Here is a 22,730-nt window from a genome sequence, read left to right as displayed (position 1 = left end):
GTCATGGATATAAATTTGCGCAACTTCATCATTTTACTTAATAATAATGAACTCTTTTTACTTTCGCTAAAATGGGGGCAGGAGGACCTTTTGCTCCTCATTGTTGGAGTATAAACATTGACCACAATAGTCAATTTTTATAGGGAACTTACTTTACCTTTTAATAAGATTGATAATGATTTATTGTAAAGTATGAACATTCATATCCTATACTTATCTAAAGGAGAGTGTAAACTTATGCGTGAAACCTGTGTTCCGACTGGCGTGAAACCAAATGACACTGGCTTTGGATATACGTTGTCCTTAATAGGCGGCAAATATAAAATGATCATAATGTATTGGCTGTCTGAAAATAAGGTTATGCGGCATAATCAGCTGAAGCGAAGTATCGGTACCATTTCCTTTAAAACACTAAGCATCATGTTAAAAGAGTTGGAGGCAGACGGCCTTATCATACGCAAGGAATTTCCCCAAATACCCCCAAAAGTAGAATATTCATTATCTGAACGTGGTCTATCTCTCATTCCATTGTTAAATTTGATGTGCGAGTGGGGAGAAAAAAACAGTTTGCCAGCTCAGGAGTCTGTACAGCCGTAGGTGTAGCTATGATTAATTCAAAAGAAGTATTTCCCTAACAAGGAAATACTTCTTTAATGGAACTGCCTATTAAAGGTTGTCGACAAAATTCAAATAATCTTGTGCGCTTTTTTCCAATTCGCTTGCGGACGGCTCATTTTCAGCACCATAAAACGCAAAGAATGAACGATAATCTGCATTGCAGTATAGGAAGGTAGTTTCAAAGGGAGATAATAAATGTTCAAGTGTATAGCGATATCTTCCATCTTCACTATAATCTTCTTTGTTAATTCCGGCAGATACAGCTAAAGCAGCTTTGCGATTCTTTAATTTATCGCCTCCATTTGAACCATAAGCCCAACCATAAGTAAAAACATCGTCAAGCCACCTTTTTAGGAGAGGCGGACAATTAAACCAATAAAAAGGGAACTGTAAAACAAGATTACTATGCGATTCGATTAATTGCTGTTCTTTTTCCGCATTAATGTTTCCGTCAAGGTAAACCTTATTCAATTCGTGTAATGTATACTTTTCCGGATATTTCCTGAGCTCTTCTACCCATCGCTTATTTATGACGGATGTTTCTAGACTTGGGTGTGATACGATAACAAGAGTTTTCAAAGATTTCTCCTCCTTAATTATTATTTATCTTAAGTATAAAGTGCACTCTGCAAGTACGTAAGTATGCACTTTTAGTATAGGTACTTACCTAAAGGAGAGTGTTAAATCGGGATAAGTCTTTAAAGAGATTAGAAAAGAATGAATGGATTTCTTCTTACTGGGGGGTGAGCAAGGACCTCGTTCTTTGTCGTTCAGCTCTTTTCCTTTGGGTTCTAAAGTGACCGGTAGTTGCATAAGATTTTTTTTACTTTATAATTAGTACCAGGTATTAATATCAGTTATAAAATTGATGCAATTCATAACACGAGGTGGTTATTTTATGTTCAAATCCAAAGCACGTATTACTGCGATAGGTTCTTATGTTCCAGAAAAAAGCTTAACAAATAAGGACTTAGAAAGAATGGTTGAAACCAATGATGAATGGATTGTTAAACGTACTGGTATTAAAGAGCGAAGAATTGCACATGAAGAAGAGTTTACTAGTGATATAAGTTATAAAGCTGTAAAGGATTTAATGGAACGGTATGATAAATCTGTCGAAGATGTTGATATGATTATTGTCTGTACCTTTACACCTGATTTTAACACTCCGAGTGTAGCTTCTTTAGTCCAAGCAAAGCTAGGTATTAAGAATACTGGAGCTATTGATTTAAACGCAGCTTGTGCAGGATTTACTTATGGGTTGCATGTAGCTAATGGATTAGTAACATCTGGTTTAAACAAGAAAGTTCTTGTTATTGGAGCTGATACTTTATCTAAAATTATGGACTATGAAGATCGAGCCACTTGTATTTTATTTGGAGATGGTGGAGGAGCAGTTCTTGTAGAATATGATGAAAAACAGCCAAGTTTTATTTCTTCACATTTATATTCGGAAGGAGAAGGCGGAAAAAATTTATATAGTACAAACCTATCGACACGTATAAATGGTGAAGACTTGAATAATAGTGGTAATCTTGTTCAAAATGGACGTGAGGTTTATAAATGGGCTGTTACTACTGTTCCAAAAGGAATGCAAACTGTGATGAAAAATACTGATTTGCATTTGAATGATGTTGATTGGTTCGTTCCGCATAGTGCAAATTTAAGAATGATTGAGTCAATATGTGATAGAAGTGGCTTTCCAATTGAGCGTACTTTATATAGCTTAGTGGAATATGGAAATACTTCTTCAGCAACAATACCATTAGCTTTAGATCAAGGAGTAAGTGAAGGAAAGCTAAATAATGGTGAGAAGCTTTTATTATATGGTTTCGGTGGTGGGTTAGCACAAGCAGGATTGCTTATCAATTGGACCCTATAACACTTTTTCTGCTACTGATCTTATTGATATAAAGGGTCAGTTTAAGTTAACTATGATACTAAAATAACAAAAGACACCGTACTAATAGGTATGGTGTCTTTGAATTATCTTAAGGGATTTCAAAATCTCCAAATGGGCTGAAGCCCGCCTTTAGTAAGGAGTTTGGGTTGGTTAGTGATAAGTGAAAAGGGCCAAAATATCATGTTTACTCCAATATTTAACGGGAATGCTATTTACAGTATATATCCCTGAAATTTGAGGAGGAAATTTTAACATGCTTGATGCTAAGACCATAGAAATCGTTCAGTCAACAGCACCTGTTCTCAAGGAACATAGTAAACCAATAGGAAAGAGATTTTATGAATTACTATTTTCAAAAGCTCCTGATTTGTATAATCTTTTTAACCAAACGAACCAAAAAAGAGGAATCCAACAGGAGGCATTGGGATATGCTGTCTATGCTGCAGGTGAACATATTACGAACCTTGAAGCGATAAAACCGGTAATTAAAAGAGTTACTGAGAAACATCGTGCCATAGGGGTCAAGCCTGAACAGTATCCGGTTGTAGGTGAAACGTTGCTTCAAGCAGTTAAAGATGTGTTGGGTGACACAGCCACAGATGAAATCATAGAGGCATGGGGAAAGGCCTATGGCTATATTGCCGATGCCTTTATTGATATTGAAAAAAACCTTTATGAGGAAACAGAACATCAGCCTGGTGGATGGGAAGGATATCGAAGTTTCAATATCGATAAAAAGATAAAAGAAAGTGATGTGGTAACCTCCTTTTATCTAAAGCCTACAGACGGAAAACCCATTGCCTCCTATCATGCTGGGCAATACTTAACACTTAAGGCTGAAATTCCTGGCGAGAAATATACGCACATACGCCATTACAGTCTTTCAGATTCACCTGGTAAAGATTACTACCGAATTAGTGTTAAACGTGAAGATGCCTATGGAGATGCTCCATCTGGAATTGTATCTAACTATTTGCATAAACAGCTGCAAGTTGGAGATATGCTGCAATTTTCTGCTCCTGCAGGTGACTTCGAACTGGATAACACTGATTTACCCGTTGTTCTAATTAGTGGGGGTATTGGAATTACACCTTTGCTTAGCATGTTAAATACCATTATAGAAAAGCAACCACAACGTCAGGTTACGTTTATCCATGCAACAAGCAATAGTCAAACACATGCTTTTAAAGATCATCTGCAACAAATAGTGAATGAACACCAACATATAAAATCATATGCAGTCTATGGTGCACCAACAGAAGCCGATCGAACCTCTGGACATTTTGATAAAGAAGGATACGTGGGTTTAGACTTCCTGCAATCAATCGTTCCATCAAAAGAAGCTAATTTTTATTTCTGCGGACCTATTCCTTTTATGGAAGCAATCAATGAGGCCCTGAATAAATGGAGTGTATCGAAAGACCATATTCATTATGAAGTATTTAGTCCACTCGCTATTTTAGGAGAAAAATAAGTAAACTAAATTTGTGGATCTTTCATTGAAGTGAACCCAAAAAGTTAGGCACTTTATTTAATTATGCAGCCTTGAGGGCATGAACCCGGTAACCTACCGGGCTCATGCCTTTTAATTTTATCTTGATTCGTTGATGATTGTAGTAATGGAAATATTCTTCTAGTTTTTACCATTAGCTTTGATGATTATTGGTGGTGTAGGTTCAGACTATTTGAAAGATAAATATGTAGATTGAAAGGAACCTGCGTATAAAACTGTATAATGAATCACAAAATGGAATCTTTTTTCCTTATATTAGGGGGGAAGGAAGGCTATTTGATTGAACTTGATCATAAAAGAACAGAACCTTTGAATTTTAGGTTCTGTTCCTATTTGTTATTTGAACTTTTGCACTTCTTCTTTTCCCTCGAATTTGTTATCTTTCAATATGCCGATTTCTTCAATATGGTTTCGTGCCGTTTCATCCCCTAATTTATAAATGAGGGCATAAAGTCTTTTCATGGCTGCATCGTATTTATCATTTGCCCGGTCATGATGATAGAGAAGGTAGGGCACATGTGAACGGGCATATGCCTCCAGGTCATCTGTCCGGTGTTCCTCCAAGCATTGTTTCAATTCTGCAAGTTCCTCATCAGTTGCGTGTATAGTGAAGCTTGGATTCTCTTCAAGTTTTTGTCCGAGTACGTCGCCGCTGACCAAATCGACATGGTAGGTCTGTTTTTCCTGCATCATTCTGCACATCATCCTTTCAAGCGTTTATCTATTCTGTACCACTATTTGTAAAAAGTTAATCATGAACGTAAACATTTCCTTAATGAAAAAGATAGGAAATAGAGGTATCGGATTTCTTATCAAATGGTTTAAGATGGATTTACAGAATATTATGGAAAAGTGAGGGGTGACATAGTGAAGAGGTCAATCATGGTTATTTTTTTTGTGTTGATTGCTTCAGGCTGCGTAACAAGGAATTATGATTCCAATATGGATTTAGGGAAAAGTCAGTTGAATGAGGAAAATTATTTAGAAGCCCATGAGGCATTTGAATTAGCTTATAAAGAAGCAAAAACACCGGAAGCAAGGGAGTTAATGGATCTTTCAGGTTTTCTGGCAAGTGGGATGAAGAATTACGACGAACAGGATTTTGGTTCGGCCAAAAGCGATTTTGAAAAAGCAACCGCATATAAAGCAAAATACCGGGAAGGTAAACAAATGGTTTCAAAGGGGGGGGAAATGCACCTGGTATCAAACTCCGCCACGATAGAAACTGTAGAGGGGAATGACGAACCGGTGGAGGAAGCAACTGAGGACGGATCCAAAGTAGAAGATAAGGCGGCAACGGAAACAAAAGGCAAAGGAAGCAAGGATTCGGTTAGTACATTAAGTAAATCTCAGGCGGAGAAGCTTGTGAAGGATTATGTGGACATGGAAAATTTCCCGAATTTGCATATCGAACATGATCATGATTCCGAAAAGGGAGATTACATTTTTCATGTTTTCGAGGTGGATGAACCTAGTCAGAAAAGTGGCCATAAAACCACTTGGGGCTGGTATGGCGTGAATAAGAAGACTAAAGAAGTTTATGAAGTCATGTAAGGATAACTGAATGTTCGGATTAAAGGCCCCTGTAGAGGCCTTTTTATTTTGTGGTGCGGCAAAGTAACAGGATTCGATAAAATTTTAATTTTTTTAAAAAGGTCACCTTATTTCTTATTTTCTTAAGAATTTTTTAATATTTACTGTTTATGATTGAGCCAAGTAAAGGACAATCCTAGGAGGGGTAAAGATGGAGAATTATAATGGTGATGAGCAAGTCAGAGTAAAGGCAGAACGGAAAAAGGGTAAATCTCTTTGGATAACCAGTCTTGTTTCCGGAGCGGTTGCTTCTATGGTTACATCGTCTGTATTTCTATTTGGCGGGGATTTTATAGATCAAGGGAAAAGTTCAGTGAATGAGGCAACAGAAACGGCAGGTGTACAGCAAACGGAAAGTGTTGAAAAGGATAAAAGTGTCACGGCGGAAAAGTTATCGACAAGTACGGATTCAAATGATAGGGCAGAGATGGTCGAATCAGCATCCAAATCAATTGTAGGGGTCGTGAATTTACAGGAGATGCAAAACCAGAACCCGTACCAGCAGCAAAGCACGGAGAGCGAAACGGTTGAGAGCGGCACTGGCTCAGGGGTCATATATAAAAAAGCTAATGGGAAAGCCTATATCATCACGAACAATCATGTTATTGAAGGAGCTAAGGAAGTCGAAATTTCATTGTATGATGGACAAAAGGCAACAGCAGCGGTTGTCGGCGCGGATGCTTTGACGGATTTAGCGGTTTTGACAATTGATGCCTCGAAAGCACCGGAGGGAATTAAATTCGGTAATTCTGATAGCATGCGTCCAGGTGAAGAAGTATTGGCAATTGGCAACCCACTTGGACTTGATTTTTCACGATCGGTTACACAAGGGATCGTCAGTGCGACCGGACGCTCCATTTCAGTCGATACCTCGGATGGGGAGTGGGAACTTGATGTCCTTCAAACAGATGCAGCGATTAACCCTGGCAATAGCGGAGGTGCTTTGATCAACACCGCTGGGGAAGTGATCGGCATAAACAGCTTGAAGATTTCCGAAAACGGTGTGGAAGGCTTAGGGTTTGCCATACCAAGCAATGATGTGATTCCGATTGTTACGGAGCTGATTGAAAATGGAAAAATCACGCGTCCATATTTAGGAGTCAGCTTGGCCAGTATGGAAGAACTGCCGCAATATTACATTCAAAATGTTCCTGAAGCCGTAAAGTCCGGTGTAATGGTGACGAGTATAGAAGCGGGATCGGCTGCGGCGAATGGAGGGCTTAAGCAACAGGATATCATCGTTGAAATTGATGGAACGAAAATAAATACAGCCGCTGCATTAAGGAAGTACTTATATACAGATAAGAAAATCGGCGATAAAGTAAAGGTTACAGTATATCGGGGTACTGAAGAGAAAACGGTAACGTTAACCTTGCAAAAACCATAGAAAGTAGTTAGCCCCCTGATTAATCATCAGGGGGCTTTTAATTGGAAGTCGAGAAGTTTTTAGTAGTATAGAAAAGGTTAATATAGGAAAAAGTAGATAGTGTATTTGCACTGTTTTACATATTTTTCATATAGTCTTGAATACCTAAAAGCTAATAGTAGCGCGTTCTATTTGTCAAGGTTTTCATTGTGAATATGTTAAAATATAGAAAAGATTTGACAAATTTGTGAAATGTCATAAAATAGAAAGAAAGGGGATGAAATTATGGAAGCTAATCAGAAGATGTTAGATGCAGTGAAATGGGTATCGGGCACAGGTTGTGTAATCGGAATTATTATTTTTGCTTTAAGCTTCTTTGTAAGCGATTACAATAAAGATTATATATTTACCGCCGTTGGAATCGCCATCACACTAAGCGCAGCTGCAATTTTTCTAGTTGGTATATTTTTTGTCCTGACAGAAGAAATGGTAATGAAAACACATAAAGGTGAAAGAATTGTACCGGAAACGACTAAAATCATAAAAATGAAGTCAAAGGCTAACACTCAAACAAAAAGAAGTACAGAATTCAGTAACTAAAACGAGGAATATAGCATAATGAACTTGCATTCTATCATCAGATTTACTAACATGGATGAACGCCTGTCTAAAGAATTTGAGTCAAAGTGATCCGAATGATTGAATGCGCTTTCATTTTGTGGAGGACTTGGATTAATTATCAGTTGGCTACTTTTTAATTCAATACAATATACTGCACTCGTCATGTACCAAAAAAATATTTCAAGTAACCCTTTGTTTTTGAAATACATACGATGTGCTTGGACATTCAAACCAAACTGCCTGAACGCCAGGAAGTTTTCACTTTGATTTTGAACTATATCCACGAGAAAAGGACACTTTTAAGAAGTCCTTTTTTTGTGGTTTTTTTTATGCACTTTTCCTTGAAGATACAAAAGGGATGTCATTGATTTTTGAGTAGTGAGTTTCCAAAAGCGGAGTTTATTGAACCACCCAATGTACTTTTTTGTAAAATGGTTTTTGTCCTGTCCTACTGATATTGATTGATAAACAACTTGACTAGTTGTAACTAGTTTGACTGATCCCTGAATTACTTCACCCACGACTACTGCTAAACGGCTGTTTAGGAATACTGTCAGGGCAATAAGTATTGCGAGGAGAATAAAGCCAATTACATTTCACACTCGTTATTTCCTTATATATATATAATATTGACCAGTGTTGGATCAAAAGGGTATTAAAGCATGGAAACAACATCGTGTACAATGCGGCTACCATTTACCAACTTCCATGGCCGAGTGGAAAAAATCCGCTATAGATCATGTTTTCCAACGATAGATACCTAATTAACAGGATAGGTAATTTAATTCATAATCTTTATAAGTCTTGAGGCAATAAACGCGGTGAATATAATGTGAAAAAATTATTTCATTATATTAGAGTAATATTAAACGGAAAGTGACCGATACTGTCAGCAATCCTGTACTGATAAGTGAATTTTCCATAGGTAATTTATTAAACAATTATTATATTTCATTTGCTGAAGATTTTCGAACATTTCTGTTCATTTACCATCTTCTTACTGCTCTTTATTGAACTTTATGTGACAGATGTCACTTTATATTGTCTTTTTTTACACTTGGGATTAATATTGGTATGTCGGGTTTGTGAACATGGTAACACTTTGTCCGAATAATTACCAATTGGAATTTTATTATGTAAGAAAGGGGTAGTACTATGAAAATAAAATGGGCTCTATTAACTATACTTTTTACAATTGCCACTGTGCTAACCGGTTGCGATAACCCATTAATGGTCTTGGACCCTAAAGGGCCAGTAGCTGCAACACAAGCAGATGTTATTATGATTTCGATATGGACAATGTCCTTTGTCGTCCTTGTCGTTATGGTACTGTATATCTTCATGATAATGAAATATCGTGCTTCCAAACAACGTGATGATTATGAACCGCCTCATATAGAAGGAAGTAAGGTTCTTGAAATAATTTGGGTTGCGATTCCAATTTTAATCGTCGCTTTCCTATCCGTTGTTACTGTTAAAACAACAAATGAAGTTGAGGCAACACCTAAAGGGTACGGAGATCAAGAACCTTTAGTTATTTACGCTTCATCTTCCAACTGGAAATGGCATTTTAGTTATCCGGAAGAGGATATCGAAACGGTCAACTATCTGTTTATACCTACTAACCGACCAATTGAATTTAAACTTTACTCATTCGGTCCAATCTCAAGTTTCTGGATTCCGCAACTTGGAGGACAAAAATACGCGATGTCGGACATGGTTAATACGTTGCACTTAGCAGCTGATGTACCAGGTGAGTATATGGGTCGAAATTCAAACTTCAGTGGTTCAGGTTTTGCTCAGCAAACGTTCAACGTTAATGCACTGTCTGCAGAAGAATACGATAAGTGGGTAGATGAAATTAAAGCTACTGCTAAACCGATTACTGAGGAAAAATTCAATGAATTATTAAAACCTGGTCATGTGGGACAATCCACTTACACTGGAACTCACTTAGAGTTTTCACCAGCTCCTGAAGGGGAAAATGCTGGTCATGACCACGGATCTTCTGATACTGAAGAAAATGATTCCAAGGATTCACACGAGGAACATTCAGAACACAGCAACATGAGTCATGATCACTAAGAATTAATTTCGTTCGATAAAACAACTAGGTTTACAAGATAAGGAATATTTTCCTGAAAGGAGTCACAAAAGTATGGATTACTTTGATCGATTTGCCGTACCTCATCCAAGTCCCGCGATTTATGCATCCATGATTGCCATTGGCTTAACCATGATTGCGGTTGTTGCCGGAATTACCTATTTTAAAAAATGGGGTTACTTATGGCGTGAGTGGTTAACAACGGTTGACCATAAACGTATTGGTATCATGTACATCTTGGCAGCACTGCTTATGCTTTTCCGTGGTGGCGTCGATGCTCTTATGATGCGTGCTCAAACGGCTATTCCAGATAACGGTCTTTTGGATGGACAGCATTATAATGAGGTATTTACAACACACGGGGTCGTCATGATCCTGTTTATGGCTATGCCATTTATCATTGGGTTAATGAACATTGTTACACCATTACAAGTTGGAGCGCGTGACGTAGCATTCCCACGTCTGAACGCAGTAAGCTTCTGGTTATTCTTCATGGGGGCTATGCTATTTAACATCTCTTTCGTAGTCGGTGGTTCTCCTGATGCAGGCTGGACATCTTACTTCCCGCTGGCAGGTAATGATTTCAGTGAATCAGTCGGTTCGAACTATTACGCGATTTCACTTCAAATAGCAGGTATCGGTACATTAATGACTGGTATCAACTTTATCGTAACCATCTTGAAAATGAGAGCACCTGGCATGAACTTAATGAAAATGCCAATGTTCACATGGTCTATCTTGATCACTAACTTCATTATCGTTTTCGCTTTCCCTGTATTGACAGTGGCACTTGCGTTGATGACAATGGATCGTCTATTCGGAACTCAATTCTTTACGATGGCCAATGGCGGTAGCGATATGCTTTGGGCGAACTTGTTCTGGGTTTGGGGACATCCTGAAGTTTATATAGTAATTCTTCCCGCTTTCGGTATTTACAGTGAAATCATTTCGACATTTGCACGTCGTAACCTGTACGGGTACAATTCAATGGTTATCTCCATGGTAGCTATTTCTACACTATCTTTCATTGTATGGGCTCACCATTTCTATACAATGGGTCACGGTGCAATGGTTAATGGTATCTTCTCGATTACCACGATGGCAATTGCCGTCCCGACTGGTGTTAAGATTTTCAACTGGTTGTTCACACTTTGGAAAGGTAAAATCGTATTTACCGTTCCAATGCTATACTCTTTAGCTTTCATTCCGATTTTCACGCTCGGTGGGGTAACAGGGGTAATGCTTGCCATGGCAAGTGCTGACTACCAATACCATAATACAATGTTCTTGGTAGCTCACTTCCACTACGTTTTAATCCCTGGTACTGTATTTGCCGTACTTGCTGGTTTCACGTACTGGTGGCCAAAAATGTTCGGTTTCATGTTGAGCGAAAAAATTGGGAAATGGTCGTTCTGGTTCATTATAGTAGGCTTTAATGTAACATTCTTCCCGATGTTCATCACTGGTTTAGATGGGCAGGCACGTCGTATGTATACGTACTCTGAATCAACAGGGTATGGCCCATTGAATATGCTCTCTTTCGTTGGAGCGATTGGTTTAGCAATAGGTTTTGCACTTATTGTGTACAATATCTATTGGAGTACTCGTTATGCATCAAGAAATATTTCGAACGATCCATGGGATGCACGTTCTCTAGAGTGGGCTACACATACACCAATCCCTGAATATAACTTTGCAATTGTGCCAACAGTTGATTCTACAGAAGCATTCTGGGATTCAAAGAAAAAAGGCTTTAAATTATTTGGCGGTAAAGTAGAAAAGATTCATATGCCAAATAACAGTGGCGTGCCGTTTATCATGAGCTGTATCTTCTTCGTTTGGGGCTTTGCATTGGTATTCAGCATGTGGATCATTGCAATCATTGCAACGATCGGTATCTTTGCTTGTATGATTCACCGTTCATTCGAAAAAGATCACGGACGTTATATCTCTGTTGAAGAGATCGAAGAAACTGAAAATAAATTGCGAGGTGCTAAGTAATGAAAATAGATAACTCGCTGCCACTAGAATATAGCACGGAAGAAAATCGCTTAAAGATTTTTGGGTTCTGGATTTTCCTAGGAGCAGAAATAGCTCTTTTCGCTACACTGTTCGCCACTTATTTTGTCTTAGTTGATGGTACTGGAAATGGTCCAACAGGGGAACATCTTTTTAAAGTCCCAACACTAATGTTTCAAACAATCTTTCTTTTAACTAGTAGTTTTACCATAGGTCTTGGAATCAATGCAATGAGACTTGGCAGGCAGAAAGCAACGATTGGTTTCTTCATTATCACCCTTATTCTTGGTTTAGGCTTCTTAGGAGTCGAAATTTATGAATTCGTGGAGTATGTACATGAAGGAGCAACGATTCAAACAAGTGCTTTCTTATCTAGTTTGTTCACATTACTAGGTACGCATGGAGCTCACGTTACACTTGGTTTATTCTGGGGAACCTTCATCGTCATGCAGATTAAAAAGCGCGGTATGACTCCACAGACAACAAACAAGGCTTTCATCTTTTCACTTTACTGGCATTTCTTGGACGTTGTCTGGATTTTCATCTTCAGTTTCGTCTACCTGAAAGGAATGATGTAATATGAAAGAACTATTCCCACGGGGCCAAGTTATGGGATTTGCTTTTTCGCTAGTTCTGACTTTGGTCGCACTATCAGTTATTGTGTTTGATCTCTCACTTAAAATGGCTGTGATCATCCTACTTGTTACAGCTTTCATGCAAGCTGCACTTCAATTTGTTATGTTCATGCATGCAGGAGAGTCTGAAGATAAAGCATCGATTTACACAAACGTTTATTACGGATTGTTCGTTGCATTGGTTACAATTTTCGGTACATTGCTAACAATGGTTTGGGGATATCAATAATCCATTCCGGAAAAACTGGGCGTCTTGATGACGCCCAGTTTTTTGTATTTAATTAATAATATACTGCTCTATCCACTTCATACTTTGAAGATGTGGATGAACCCATTTTGTTTAGTATTACCATTTCGGAACATTATATTTATAAAAGAAAAATTTTCCCCTTTCGAAGCGCGGCCGTGCGTTCTAGTGTAATGTTTTACAAAAGTAAAACGTTAATAGAACGTACACATTTTCTAAGAAAAACTGTCAGACCTTTTTATATAATAAGCGATATAAGTATTTATAAACGTAGCGGAGATGATGAACTTGACATTGCCGGTCTTGATTTTGACAATTATCTTAAGTTTGTTAAAAATATTGGTTTCCTGTCTTCCGACCGATGCAGTTAATTGGATTATCAGCAAATTTAAAATACACTCAGAAATTAGTGACGAGAATGCGATCGTAACCTTAGACGGAAAACGTTTGGAAGGTGAAGAAAAAATTCAAGTTATTAATTATTTTAATAACGCTAGATTTTTGAAAAAAATCATATATTCCCAGGGAACGAGCAATTGTTTTTACATCCAGAGAACAGTGGGACTCCATTGGTCATAGATACTAAAAGAAGCAAAAAGGATGTTAGGTTATTTGTGTACATTTACAATGACCACGTGGATGTAGTTAAACAGTACAAGAAGAAAGTCATTTCTTATAGCCTGCTTTCAGATAGCCTCCAAGAGCGTTCCATGCCATTAATAAGAAATTTAGTTTAAAAGAACATTAAAAAGACGGTCCTTAAAAAGACCATCTTTTTTTATAAGTCTTTTATAATGTAATCCTTAGGTACAACTCTAAATTACTTGTTATTCAGATTAAGAGGTTAACGCACACACTGACGTCTCAATTTTAGTTTATTTTGGAAAAAGCAATTAAAAGTGAGGGAATTGCTGTAAGAGGTTCTTTAATCGCGCATATGAAATGGTATTAAAAAAGCAGGTATCTATTGCGATGCCTGCCTTTTTATGCTTTCCATTGTTTTTCAACTTGATGAAGCGCTTGTTGTAAAATTACTTCATGATCTGTATCCGGTTTAGTAAGTACGTTAGTTTGATAAGATTTCCCTTGAAAATCAACTGTTACTGTAACTTTTACCATTATGCATCTTTCCTTTCCTAATTCAGAATTAAATGAGGTGGTTGTACCTATTTCTTTAATACCCGTGGCAGAGGATTTTTCAAACATTTCAAAAGCGGTAAAACCTAACGAATTAATATTCAAAATTATCTGATATTTTTTAGGAAGTGTCAACACTTTTTTTTGACCACTCTATTCCCCGGCAAAATAAAAAAACGACCTGGCTTGTACTCATGACAGCCAGGTCGTTTTTGTAAATGAACTAAATTCATATTTTAGTCAAGATAATGCCGATTAATGCTGCAAGTACGCCGGCAATTTGATAGTTTTTTAGTTTTTCCTTGAATAAATAACATCCTGCGAATACGACAACTAAACAGTTCAGGCTGACGACAGGGAAGATGATGCTTGCGATGCCGGTGTTCAACGCAAAGAAATAACATCCATAGCCTATAGTGCTTAAAAGGCCTACTAAGGAACCGATTTTGACTTCCTGTAGCTTGATTTTTTCCTTTTTAAAGGCCAGAGCCGAAAGAAGATAAAGAGTTCCGCCTCCATACATTGATACCAGGATATCAAGGGAATTTAAATGAAGACGTGTTGATGTCGTCATAAGAATGCCGAGCACACCAAAAGATAAAATGGATAATAATGTGTGCATCATCCAAGGGACATATTGATGGTTACCTTTAGCATTAGGTGTATACTGAATGACTAATGTAGCAAGAAACATGCAGACGATTCCAGTCCACTGCAAAGTAGAAATATGTTCGTGAAAAATTAAAGCTGCACAGAGAATGGGGAATATTGCATTCGCTGCGATTAATGGGGATGTCAAGCTTGCCGGCCCTTTTTCAAAGGCGCTTGCCATCTGGATATTACCATTAGCGTTCAGTACCCCAATGGCTCCACCAAGCATGATGGACAGCCAGTTAAACTGTAAACCATCCACAAATACTCCATAAAATATGGCCAAAATAAAAGCTGAAAAATAAAAGAAAAATTGGATATGTACTTTTGAGTAACCCTTTCCGCTACTCCATTTAAAAATGCTGTTATTGATTCCGAAACATAAACTAGTGATGAGGGCTGCAAAAATCCACATTGACGTAATCTCTTCCTTCATGTAGGATAAACTTCTTCTACATTTTAAGCTGAATGCATGCAGGAATCAAACCAAATTTAAAAAGTATGATTGACAGATTAGATATTTTTTTCTATATTTACTATGACAATTTTAAAATATTTCCCGATAAACGGGAGAGGTTCATAGCATCACCCTCTTAAAAAAACTATGGCTTTGATATTTTTCGCGAATCAACCATATCTTTGAGGAGATATGGTTTTTGTTATATAGAGGCCCATTTTATGAATCTCCCTGAAACGTGGGATTAGGAGGACTTTTAATGTCTGGAAGAAAAGAAGAAGAATTAAAAAAAGATATCACACTGCTTGGGAATCAAGGAACAAAATATACATTCGACTATGCGCCTGAAATCCTTGAGTCATTCGATAACAAGCATCCGAACCGGGATTATTTCGTCAAATTCAATTGCCCGGAATTCACTAGCTTATGTCCGATAACGGGCCAGCCGGACTTTGCGACCATCTACATCAGCTATATTCCAAGTGTGAAAATGGTGGAAAGCAAGTCTTTGAAACTTTATTTATTCAGCTTCCGCAATCACGGTGATTTCCATGAAGACTGCATGAACATCATCATGAATGATTTAATCGAATTGATGGATCCTAAATATATTGAAGTCTGGGGCAAGTTTACACCTAGGGGCGGAATTTCCATCGACCCTTACACGAATTATGGGAAACCAGGTACGAAGTATGAGGAAATGGCGGATTACCGCTTGATGAACCATGACCTATACCCGGAAACCGTGGATAATCGCTAAAGAATAGGAGAGACAATGGGCAAATGCCCGTTGTCTTTTTTAGTTTTTTAGCCATTCTCGATCAATGGTCTTGTCTCTTTGTCCATTTTAAAAATACAAATGTCCTCCTATAACGGAATTCTCACTTGATTGTTTCGAGAAAAAGCGTAATAATAGGGAGAGCTAATTATGACAGAATATTTACGAAAATAGGGGATGTCGAGATGAAAGTTGCGAAGTTTGGTGGAAGTTCACTTGCGTCAGGTGAACAGTTGAGAAAGGTGTTCGAAATTGTTGTTTCTGATCCAGAGAGGAAAATTGTAGTTGTTTCAGCTCCAGGGAAACGCAATTCCGATGATATAAAGGTGACGGATTTATTGATTGAAGCTGCGGAACAGCAGCTGCGCGGGGATAACGGAGAGCATTTGATAGAAGATGTCGTATCCCGCTATGCGAGCATTGCTGAAGAACTGGATATATCCGAGAGTGTCATCACTGGGATCCATGAAAATTTAATGTCACTGTTGCATGCAGACCAGACTAACCCGAAGCGCTATTTGGCTGCCTTGAAGGCCAGTGGCGAGGATAATAATGCGAAGCTGGTCGCGGGTTATTTCCAAAGCCGCGGGGTAGAGGCGCAGTATATAAATCCGAAGAAGGCTGGCTTGATCGTAACGGATGAAGGTGGATTTACCAAGGTGCTGCCAGAGTCTTATGATCGGTTATATGCTCTGCGTGATGAGCCTGGAATCGTAGTATTCCCAGGGTTCTTCGGTTATACGTTAGATGGTGATGTTTTAACCTTCTCAAGAAGCGGTTCCGATATTACGGGTTCGATTCTTGCGAATGGGGTCAAAGCTGATTTGTATGAGAACTTTACGGACGTGGATGCCGTTTATGCAGTGAATCCAAATGTGGTTTCCAATCCCAAGGGAATCCGGGAATTAACTTATCGTGAAATGCGTGAGCTTTCTTATGCAGGTTTCTCGGTATTTCATGATGAGGCGCTGATTCCAGCATTCCGTGCGGGAATACCTGTCCATATCCAGAATACGAACAATCCGGCGGCACAAGGGACCCGCATTGTGAGTACACGGGATAATACGAACGGGCCGGTCATTGGTATTGCAAGTGATAAAGGATTTTGCAGCATTTACATTAGCAAATATTTGATGAACAGGGAAGTTGGTTTTGGCCGGAAACTGCTGCACATCCTCGAAGATTATGGAGTTTCATATGAGCATATTCCATCAGGCATCGATGATGTGACGCTTATTCTAAGGCAGGACCAGATGAAGGGTGAAGCCGAGAAGAAAATCATTTCACGGATCAAGAAAGAGCTTCATGCTGATGAAGTGAATGTGGAGCATGATCTTGCCTTGATCATGGTTGTAGGGGAAGGAATGCGCCATAATGTCGGTACAACGGCAAGAGCGTCAAGAGCCTTGGCCGAAGCAAAGGTGAATATTGAGATGATTAACCAGGGCTCTTCGGAGGTAAGCATGATGTTCGGTGTGAAAGGGCATAACGAAGAGACGGCAATTCAGGCATTATATCACGAGTTCTTTTGAGAATAATAGTTCAGTGACCTCCTTTTAGAAGGGGGTTTTTTGTTAGTAATCTTTTAGTCACTATACATACGGCTGGACTTTTCATCTGGTTCTTTATGAAAGTGGCAATGACCGTGTGGGGATAATCATTCCAAGCTAACAGACGCGCTGTAGAGGGTCAGCGTGTCTGTTTTAATTCAATATTACCCATTTGTCAAGTGGCTAAAGCAATTGGAGGAGAACGGAGTTGACGCTCTTGAAACGGATAAAAAGGGGCGTCCAACCTCTGAATACATATCTTTCACCAAATCATAAATGAAAGAGGTGTCAATGGCAGCATCAAGTTTACGAGCCAAATGATTCACTGGACCAATTGATTTAAAGTAATCACTTCGAGTTGATCTTGCTGAATAGAATCATGTTTAGAAAGCATCCTTATCACCTCAAGTTTAATACTTCTATATAATACAAAAAAGACTGTAGGAATAAGATCTATATGTTTAAAACAAAGTTGATTGAAGTGTAAGGTGCGAGACTCCTGCGGGAAAAGCTCGTCTAGGGGAGACACCGCATGCGTAAGCCGAGGAGGCTCCCGGACCGCCCGCGGAAAGCGAATGCCCTACGTTACAATCCACGTTCAAATTGTAAAGGCCATAAAAAAACTGTAGACAAACTCGATTTTCATCGAGTTTGTCTACAGTCTGAGCCTTCTAATAGGAGATTGGAGGCTTTCCTTTTATGTTAGTCCATAATTGTCAGGAGTTGATCGATCTCTTTCCTTGGACGTGGAGTGGGGATCATATCGGGATAGCCGACGTGAAGGCTGCCGACGATCTTCTCGCCGGGTTTCACGCCTAAAGCTTCACGAAACTCCATGCTGTGTATCATGCCGTATGTTTCCCATATCATCCCAATTCCTTGTTCCCAGGCAAGCAGGCTGAAATTCTGGATCAATGCACTTGTGGCCGCATAATCTTCTTCACGTGTCATGGGATTCGGATTCTCTTCCATGATCACCGCGACAAACATCGGTACACCTATAAGTTTATTATATCCTCGCTGACCGGCCGCTTTTTTCTTTTCAGGGTCCTTCTCTTTGCCTGCCATGAATGCACTGGTTGCTTCCGCGAGTTTTAAACGGCTATCACCATGCACCACGACGAAGCGCCATGGTTGGGTCATTTTATGGTTCGGTGCCCATGTTGCAGTTTCCAATAATGATTGGATGGTATCAATAGGAACAGGAATGTCCTTAAATCGTTTGATGCTGCGCCGTTCTTTAATGATATCTTCTAGTTTCATGATCATCCTGCTCCTTTAATCATATATGTAAGTTTAATAGTTTAAAAAAAATAATCCCCGGCTGCCTAATATGCTTCCAACGTGAATAAATTACTTGAATAAAGAGGGGGCAATATTCTAGTGACTTGCATTCGCTAATGAGCATATAATTTTACTAGGCACAGAGAAGCCGGGGCGACATTGTAGCTATGTACAATATCAAAAGGGTACGATAAGAGAATATCGTAATTGCTTATCAAATTTCAGAGATCGATAATGAAATTGAAAATCATTATCAATTAGAATTTTCTCTTATTTCCTGTAATTTGTCAAGGGTATTTATTAAAAAAATTTCAATATATTTACCAATCCTATATAATAGTTAAAATCTTTTAAAAAATCTGTATAAAAATGTATAATGAGAGGATGAAAAGATGGTATATACATATGAAGAATTGAAGGGTGTCATAGATGAAAAATTTGTCCTCATTTCTTAAGCCCTACTGGCTTTTGATTATTCTTGCTTTATCCTTAATGATTGTCGAGCTAGGGGTAGAGCTGTTACAACCTCTATTTATAGCAAAAATAATTGATGATGGCATTTTGCAGAAAGATTTATCGGTAGTGATTAAATGGGGAAGTGTCATGGTTGGGCTTTCCGTTTTTTCATTCCTTGGCGGGATCGTTAATTCCTTTACGGCATCACATGTAAGTCAAAGCTTTGGACATGATGTAAGGAAAAGCCTTTTTGGTAAAATACAGGCGTTTTCTTTTGCGAATTTGAATAATATCCCTACTTCCTCGTTGATAACAAGGATGACGAATGATGTGACCCAACTTCAAAATACGGTTTTTATGGGCCTGCGTATCATGGCAAGGGCGCCATTGATTGTAATCGGCGGGGCGATAATGGCTATTACGGTCGATTTGAAACTATCCCTTGTTTTGGTCATTTCAATTCCGGTTCTTGTCTTCTTCCTTAGATGGGTGATGAAACGAGCGGCCAAGCTGTTTAAGCTCGTACAGAATAAACTCGATAATGTCAATGGCGTCATGAGGGAGAGCCTGATAGGCATGCGCTTGATCAAAGCTTTTCTGCGTAAGGAGCATGAAATCGGCCGATTTGACGATGCGAATGAAGAGTTGAAAAGAAAGACTGTGACTTCCCTTCGTTTAATTGAAACGACGATGCCTGTGCTGATGCTTGTCATGAATGTGGCGATTCTGATCATTCTCTGGCTTGGAAGCGAATTTATAACAACGGGAGATATACAGGTAGGGGAGGTTGTGGCGATTGTCAACTATGCCACGAGGATTGCGGCATCCCTTTCCGTTTTTTCATGGTTGATCATGGTCATTTCCCGTGCGAAGGCTTCAGCGGAACGTGTGACGGAAATATTTGAAACCCCGATAGATATTGATGAAGGCAAGGCGGAAAGCAAGAGTGGGGCCTTCGATGGGGGAGGCATCAAGTTTCTGGATGTATCTTTCCGCTATCCTGGAACCGATACCCCGATATTGAAAAACTTGAGCTTCTCCATCGATCCGGGAGAATCGCTTGCCATCATAGGAGCGACAGGATCAGGGAAAACATCACTGTTTCAGCTGATTCCGAGATTATACGAAGTTGAAAGCGGCTCCATTCGAATTGATGAACAGGATGTGAAGGATATTCCCTTGAATTCGCTGCGGAAAAGGATCGGCTATGTACCGCAAGAGGCCCTGCTTTTTTCAGGAACAATAAAAAATAATGTCGCTTGGGGAAAAGAAGATGCCTCGATGGAGGAAATCGTGACAGCGGCCATGCATGCTCAGGTGCATGAGACCGTAATGAAACTTCCGAAACAATATGAGACAAAGTTAGGGCAAAAAGGTGTGAATCTTTCCGGAGGGCAAAAACAGCGCTTATCGATCGCAAGAGCATTGGTGCGCAGACCAAAGATTCTCCTTCTGGATGATAGTACTAGTGCGCTGGATTTGAAAACGGAAAGTAAATTGCTTGCCGCTTTAAAGGACTATACATGCACAACGCTCATCATTACACAAAAAATCAGTACAGCCATGGAGGCGGACAAAATATTGTTGCTGGAAAGTGGTCAAGTGCTTGCGCTGGGGAAACATCAGGATTTGATGCAAACAAGCGATCTTTATCGAAAAATCGTTCACTCACAGTTTGGGGAGGAGGGGATTTCTCTTGAGTCGAAGAATATCTCCCGATAAGACAATGACTAAACCGGTCAACTCCTGGAATACGATAAAGAGGATCATTCCCTACTTAGCAACGAATAAAAGCCTGCTATATTGTGTCCTTTTCATGGTACTGATAAGCTCGGTTTTGGGATTGTTTGGCCCTTTTCTTGTTGGGATGGCCATTGATGATTATATTGTCACAAGAGATAGCGGGGGGCTGATCAGCCTTCTTTTCGGACTTCTCGGGGTCTATATATTCTATTCCTTATCCATGTGGCTTCAGAATTATTGGATGATCGGAATCGCGCAGGATACGGTTTATGCAATGCGCAATCAATTGTTCAAAAAGCTTCACCAATTGTCCATTCCCTTTTTTGACCGGCGTCAGCATGGGGAATTGATGAGTAGGGTCACGAATGATATAGAAAATGTCAGTTCCACTTTGAATAGTTCAGTCATCCAGATTTTTTCCAGTGTGCTGACACTGGTCGGGACAATCGGAGTTATGCTGTATTTGAGCCCTTTATTAACTGTTTTAACATTATTAATCGTTCCTCTTATGTTCTTTGGGCTGAGGTGGATAACGAACCGGACGGGAAAACTGTTTAAAGAACAGCAGAAGAATCTTGGAGAACTGAATGGGTTTATAGAAGAAACGATTTCCGGACAACGGATCGTAAAGGCTTTTTCACAGGAAGATAAAGTGATCCGAGATTTTGTCATCCGGAGTGAAAACTTAAAGAAAGCTGGTTTCCTATCACAATCATACTCTGGGCTGATTCCGAAATTGATGAATTTACTGAACAACTTAAGCTTCACGGTAATAGCCGCTGTAGGCGGGTTTTTGGCGCTGAGTGGCATAGGGACGGTTTCCATCGGGGTCATTGTCATTTTCACCGAGTATTCAAGGCAATTCACCCGTCCACTCAATGACCTGGCTAACCAATTCAATACACTTCTCTCAGCTGTTGCCGGTGCGGAGCGGGTTTTCACCATACTTGATGAAAAAGAAGAGGAAGTGGATGAGAAACAGGCCTCTGAACTTCGTGATGTCCGTGGTGATGTGGAATTTGAGGGTGTTTCCTTTTCGTATAATGATGAGGAGCAAACGATATATGATGTTGATTTCCGTGCGGAAAAAGGGGAGACCATCGCGCTTGTAGGTCCCACTGGGGCAGGTAAGACTACGATCATTAATCTTCTTGCCCGTTTTTACGAGCCGAACAGCGGCCGGATATTGATTGATGGCCAGGATATCCAACAGGTGACGAGGTCCAGTCTCCGTAAGCATATGGGCTTCGTTTTACAGGATTCTTTTTTGTTTCAAGGTACGATTCGTGAAAATATCCGCTACGGTCGACTGGATGCCGAAGATGAAGAAGTGGTGAATGCAGCCAAGCTTGCCAATGCCCATTCCTTTATCATGAAACTGCCGGATCGGTATGATACCATCTTGAATCAGGATGGCAGTGGAATAAGCCAGGGACAGCGCCAGCTATTATCGATTGCCAGGGCTATTTTAGCCGATCCCGTTCTCTTGATTTTGGATGAAGCGACAAGTAGTATAGATACGATTACAGAGCTTAAAATCCAGGAGGCTTTACACCGTTTGATGGAGGGAAGGACAAGTTTTGTCATTGCCCACAGATTGAATACAATTCAGCAAAGTGATCAAATCCTTGTACTTGATGAAGGAAGGATCATTGAAAAGGGATCCCATGAAGAATTGTTGCGGCAGAGAGGTTTTTATTACGAACTATTTCGCAGTTCATTAAGGGGAAACCAGATTGGATGAAGAAAGAATGTGTGCCGTCAGGGCGCACATTTTTTGTGTTGGTCCCATTATAACGACTTTAAACTTGGGGATTGCCTTCCATTCATTTAAAGATGCACCTTCAAAAATGTGGATTTTTCACCAAATGCGTTTTTTTAAAGCGTGAAAATCACCAATTCCATCTTGGTGGGAACGGAGGGAATTATCGACAAAATAATGGAAAATACTTTACAAATTGACCAATTTGCTATTGCTAAAAAACCTTATGGTAACATATAATTCAGAATATATATAAAATTCTTTAAATTTAATGGGTTAGGGGAGGAATATAG

The 22,730-nt window shown here is 39.3% G+C and carries 20 protein-coding genes, 2 pseudogenes and 1 riboswitch; of the genes and pseudogenes, 16 read left to right on the top strand and 6 right to left on the bottom strand.

The window, feature by feature from the left end; all coding sequences use genetic code 11:
• Positions 1-237: 237 nt before the first annotated feature.
• Positions 238-597, top strand: a complete 360-nt coding sequence (locus tag FNK51_RS05670; protein WP_098370430.1) for a winged helix-turn-helix transcriptional regulator — start codon at positions 238-240, stop codon at positions 595-597.
• Positions 598-666: 69 nt separating this feature from the next.
• Here the strand turns inward: FNK51_RS05670 and FNK51_RS05665 are convergent, their stop codons facing one another.
• Entirely contained in the window at positions 667-1,197 is a 531-nt protein-coding gene (locus FNK51_RS05665) for an NAD(P)H-dependent oxidoreductase (protein ID WP_141992702.1), read from the bottom strand.
• 319 nt (positions 1,198-1,516) lie between these two features.
• Here FNK51_RS05665 and FNK51_RS05660 point away from each other — a divergent pair, with 319 nt between their 5' ends.
• Positions 1,517-2,500, top strand: a complete 984-nt coding sequence (locus tag FNK51_RS05660) for a ketoacyl-ACP synthase III (RefSeq protein ID WP_098370432.1) — start codon at positions 1,517-1,519, stop codon at positions 2,498-2,500.
• Between the two features lie 274 nt (positions 2,501-2,774).
• Positions 2,775-3,995: an NO-inducible flavohemoprotein gene (gene hmpA, locus FNK51_RS05655; RefSeq protein ID WP_141992701.1), complete on the top strand. Its 1,221-nt coding sequence runs from the start codon at positions 2,775-2,777 to the stop codon at positions 3,993-3,995.
• 61 nt (positions 3,996-4,056) lie between these two features.
• Here hmpA and FNK51_RS05650 read toward each other — a convergent pair.
• Both FNK51_RS05650 and FNK51_RS05645 read right to left on the bottom strand, forming a co-directional pair.
• Positions 4,057-4,158, bottom strand: a pseudogene (locus FNK51_RS05650) (IS3 family transposase); the annotation flags it as partial.
• A 212-nt stretch (positions 4,159-4,370) separates the two neighbouring features.
• Complete coding sequence (locus FNK51_RS05645) at positions 4,371-4,727, bottom strand: hypothetical protein (protein ID WP_076370771.1); 357 nt, start codon at positions 4,725-4,727, stop codon at positions 4,371-4,373.
• A 189-nt stretch (positions 4,728-4,916) separates the two neighbouring features.
• Here FNK51_RS05645 and FNK51_RS05640 point away from each other — a divergent pair, with 189 nt between their 5' ends.
• From FNK51_RS05640 to FNK51_RS05605, 8 genes and pseudogenes are all read left to right on the top strand, one after another.
• Entirely contained in the window at positions 4,917-5,588 is a 672-nt protein-coding gene (locus FNK51_RS05640) for a DUF309 domain-containing protein (RefSeq protein WP_141992700.1), read from the top strand.
• 190 nt (positions 5,589-5,778) lie between these two features.
• Entirely contained in the window at positions 5,779-7,014 is a 1,236-nt protein-coding gene (locus FNK51_RS05635; RefSeq protein WP_141992699.1) for a S1C family serine protease, read from the top strand.
• Between the two features lie 264 nt (positions 7,015-7,278).
• Complete coding sequence (locus FNK51_RS05630; RefSeq protein ID WP_179891008.1) at positions 7,279-7,593, top strand: hypothetical protein; 315 nt, start codon at positions 7,279-7,281, stop codon at positions 7,591-7,593.
• A gap of 1,176 nt (positions 7,594-8,769) precedes the next feature.
• A complete protein-coding gene (gene qoxA / locus FNK51_RS05625; RefSeq protein WP_141992698.1) occupies positions 8,770-9,699 on the top strand; it encodes a cytochrome aa3 quinol oxidase subunit II in 930 nt (309 codons plus the stop codon).
• A gap of 73 nt (positions 9,700-9,772) precedes the next feature.
• Complete coding sequence (qoxB, locus tag FNK51_RS05620; protein ID WP_141992697.1) at positions 9,773-11,719, top strand: cytochrome aa3 quinol oxidase subunit I; 1,947 nt, start codon at positions 9,773-9,775, stop codon at positions 11,717-11,719.
• The gene (qoxC, locus tag FNK51_RS05615) at positions 11,719-12,315 is read left to right on the top strand and encodes a cytochrome aa3 quinol oxidase subunit III (protein ID WP_141992696.1); all 597 of its coding nucleotides are present in this window, start codon (positions 11,719-11,721) and stop codon (positions 12,313-12,315) included. The genes qoxB and qoxC overlap by 1 nt, the downstream gene beginning before the upstream one ends.
• A 1-nt stretch (position 12,316) precedes the next feature.
• A complete protein-coding gene (gene qoxD / locus FNK51_RS05610; RefSeq protein WP_076370787.1) occupies positions 12,317-12,601 on the top strand; it encodes a cytochrome aa3 quinol oxidase subunit IV in 285 nt (94 codons plus the stop codon).
• A gap of 300 nt (positions 12,602-12,901) precedes the next feature.
• Positions 12,902-13,356, top strand: a pseudogene (locus FNK51_RS05605) (YfmQ family protein).
• Between the two features lie 247 nt (positions 13,357-13,603).
• Here FNK51_RS05605 and FNK51_RS05600 read toward each other — a convergent pair.
• A complete protein-coding gene (locus FNK51_RS05600; protein WP_098370443.1) occupies positions 13,604-13,894 on the bottom strand; it encodes a BA3454 family stress response protein in 291 nt (96 codons plus the stop codon).
• A gap of 91 nt (positions 13,895-13,985) precedes the next feature.
• Complete coding sequence (locus FNK51_RS05595) at positions 13,986-14,843, bottom strand: DMT family transporter (protein WP_260398002.1); 858 nt, start codon at positions 14,841-14,843, stop codon at positions 13,986-13,988.
• 130 nt (positions 14,844-14,973) lie between these two features.
• Positions 14,974-15,019, top strand: a riboswitch (PreQ1 riboswitch).
• A 104-nt stretch (positions 15,020-15,123) separates the two neighbouring features.
• Between FNK51_RS05595 and queF the strand changes: the two genes are divergently transcribed.
• The 3 genes from queF to FNK51_RS27090 all read left to right on the top strand — a co-directional run bounded on the left by queF (position 15,124) and on the right by FNK51_RS27090 (position 17,468).
• Positions 15,124-15,624 carry a preQ(1) synthase gene (gene queF / locus FNK51_RS05590; protein WP_061461394.1) on the top strand — a complete coding sequence of 167 codons (501 nt, stop codon included), beginning with the start codon at positions 15,124-15,126 and terminating at the stop codon, positions 15,622-15,624.
• A 203-nt stretch (positions 15,625-15,827) separates the two neighbouring features.
• Complete coding sequence (locus FNK51_RS05585; RefSeq protein WP_141992695.1) at positions 15,828-17,174, top strand: aspartate kinase; 1,347 nt, start codon at positions 15,828-15,830, stop codon at positions 17,172-17,174.
• 162 nt (positions 17,175-17,336) lie between these two features.
• Positions 17,337-17,468: a hypothetical protein gene (locus tag FNK51_RS27090; protein WP_286178581.1), complete on the top strand. Its 132-nt coding sequence runs from the start codon at positions 17,337-17,339 to the stop codon at positions 17,466-17,468.
• 426 nt (positions 17,469-17,894) lie between these two features.
• Here FNK51_RS27090 and FNK51_RS05580 read toward each other — a convergent pair whose 3' ends face one another.
• Positions 17,895-18,455 (bottom strand): nitroreductase family protein, encoded by a 561-nt coding sequence (locus tag FNK51_RS05580; RefSeq protein WP_141992694.1) that lies wholly within the window; start codon positions 18,453-18,455, stop codon positions 17,895-17,897.
• 450 nt (positions 18,456-18,905) lie between these two features.
• On the opposite strand from FNK51_RS05580, the gene FNK51_RS05575 reads away from it, so the two are divergent.
• Positions 18,906-20,654 carry an ABC transporter ATP-binding protein gene (locus FNK51_RS05575; RefSeq protein WP_141992693.1) on the top strand — a complete coding sequence of 583 codons (1,749 nt, stop codon included), beginning with the start codon at positions 18,906-18,908 and terminating at the stop codon, positions 20,652-20,654.
• Positions 20,655-20,658: 4 nt separating this feature from the next.
• A complete protein-coding gene (locus FNK51_RS05570) occupies positions 20,659-22,419 on the top strand; it encodes an ABC transporter ATP-binding protein (protein ID WP_141992764.1) in 1,761 nt (586 codons plus the stop codon).
• The last annotated feature ends 311 nt before the right edge of the window (positions 22,420-22,730 follow it).

The organism is Bacillus sp. B4EP4a (genome assembly GCF_006680105.1).
Classification (GTDB): Bacteria; Bacillota; Bacilli; order Bacillales; family DSM-1321; genus Peribacillus; species Peribacillus simplex_E.
This window is presented reverse-complemented; position numbering and strand designations above follow the sequence as displayed.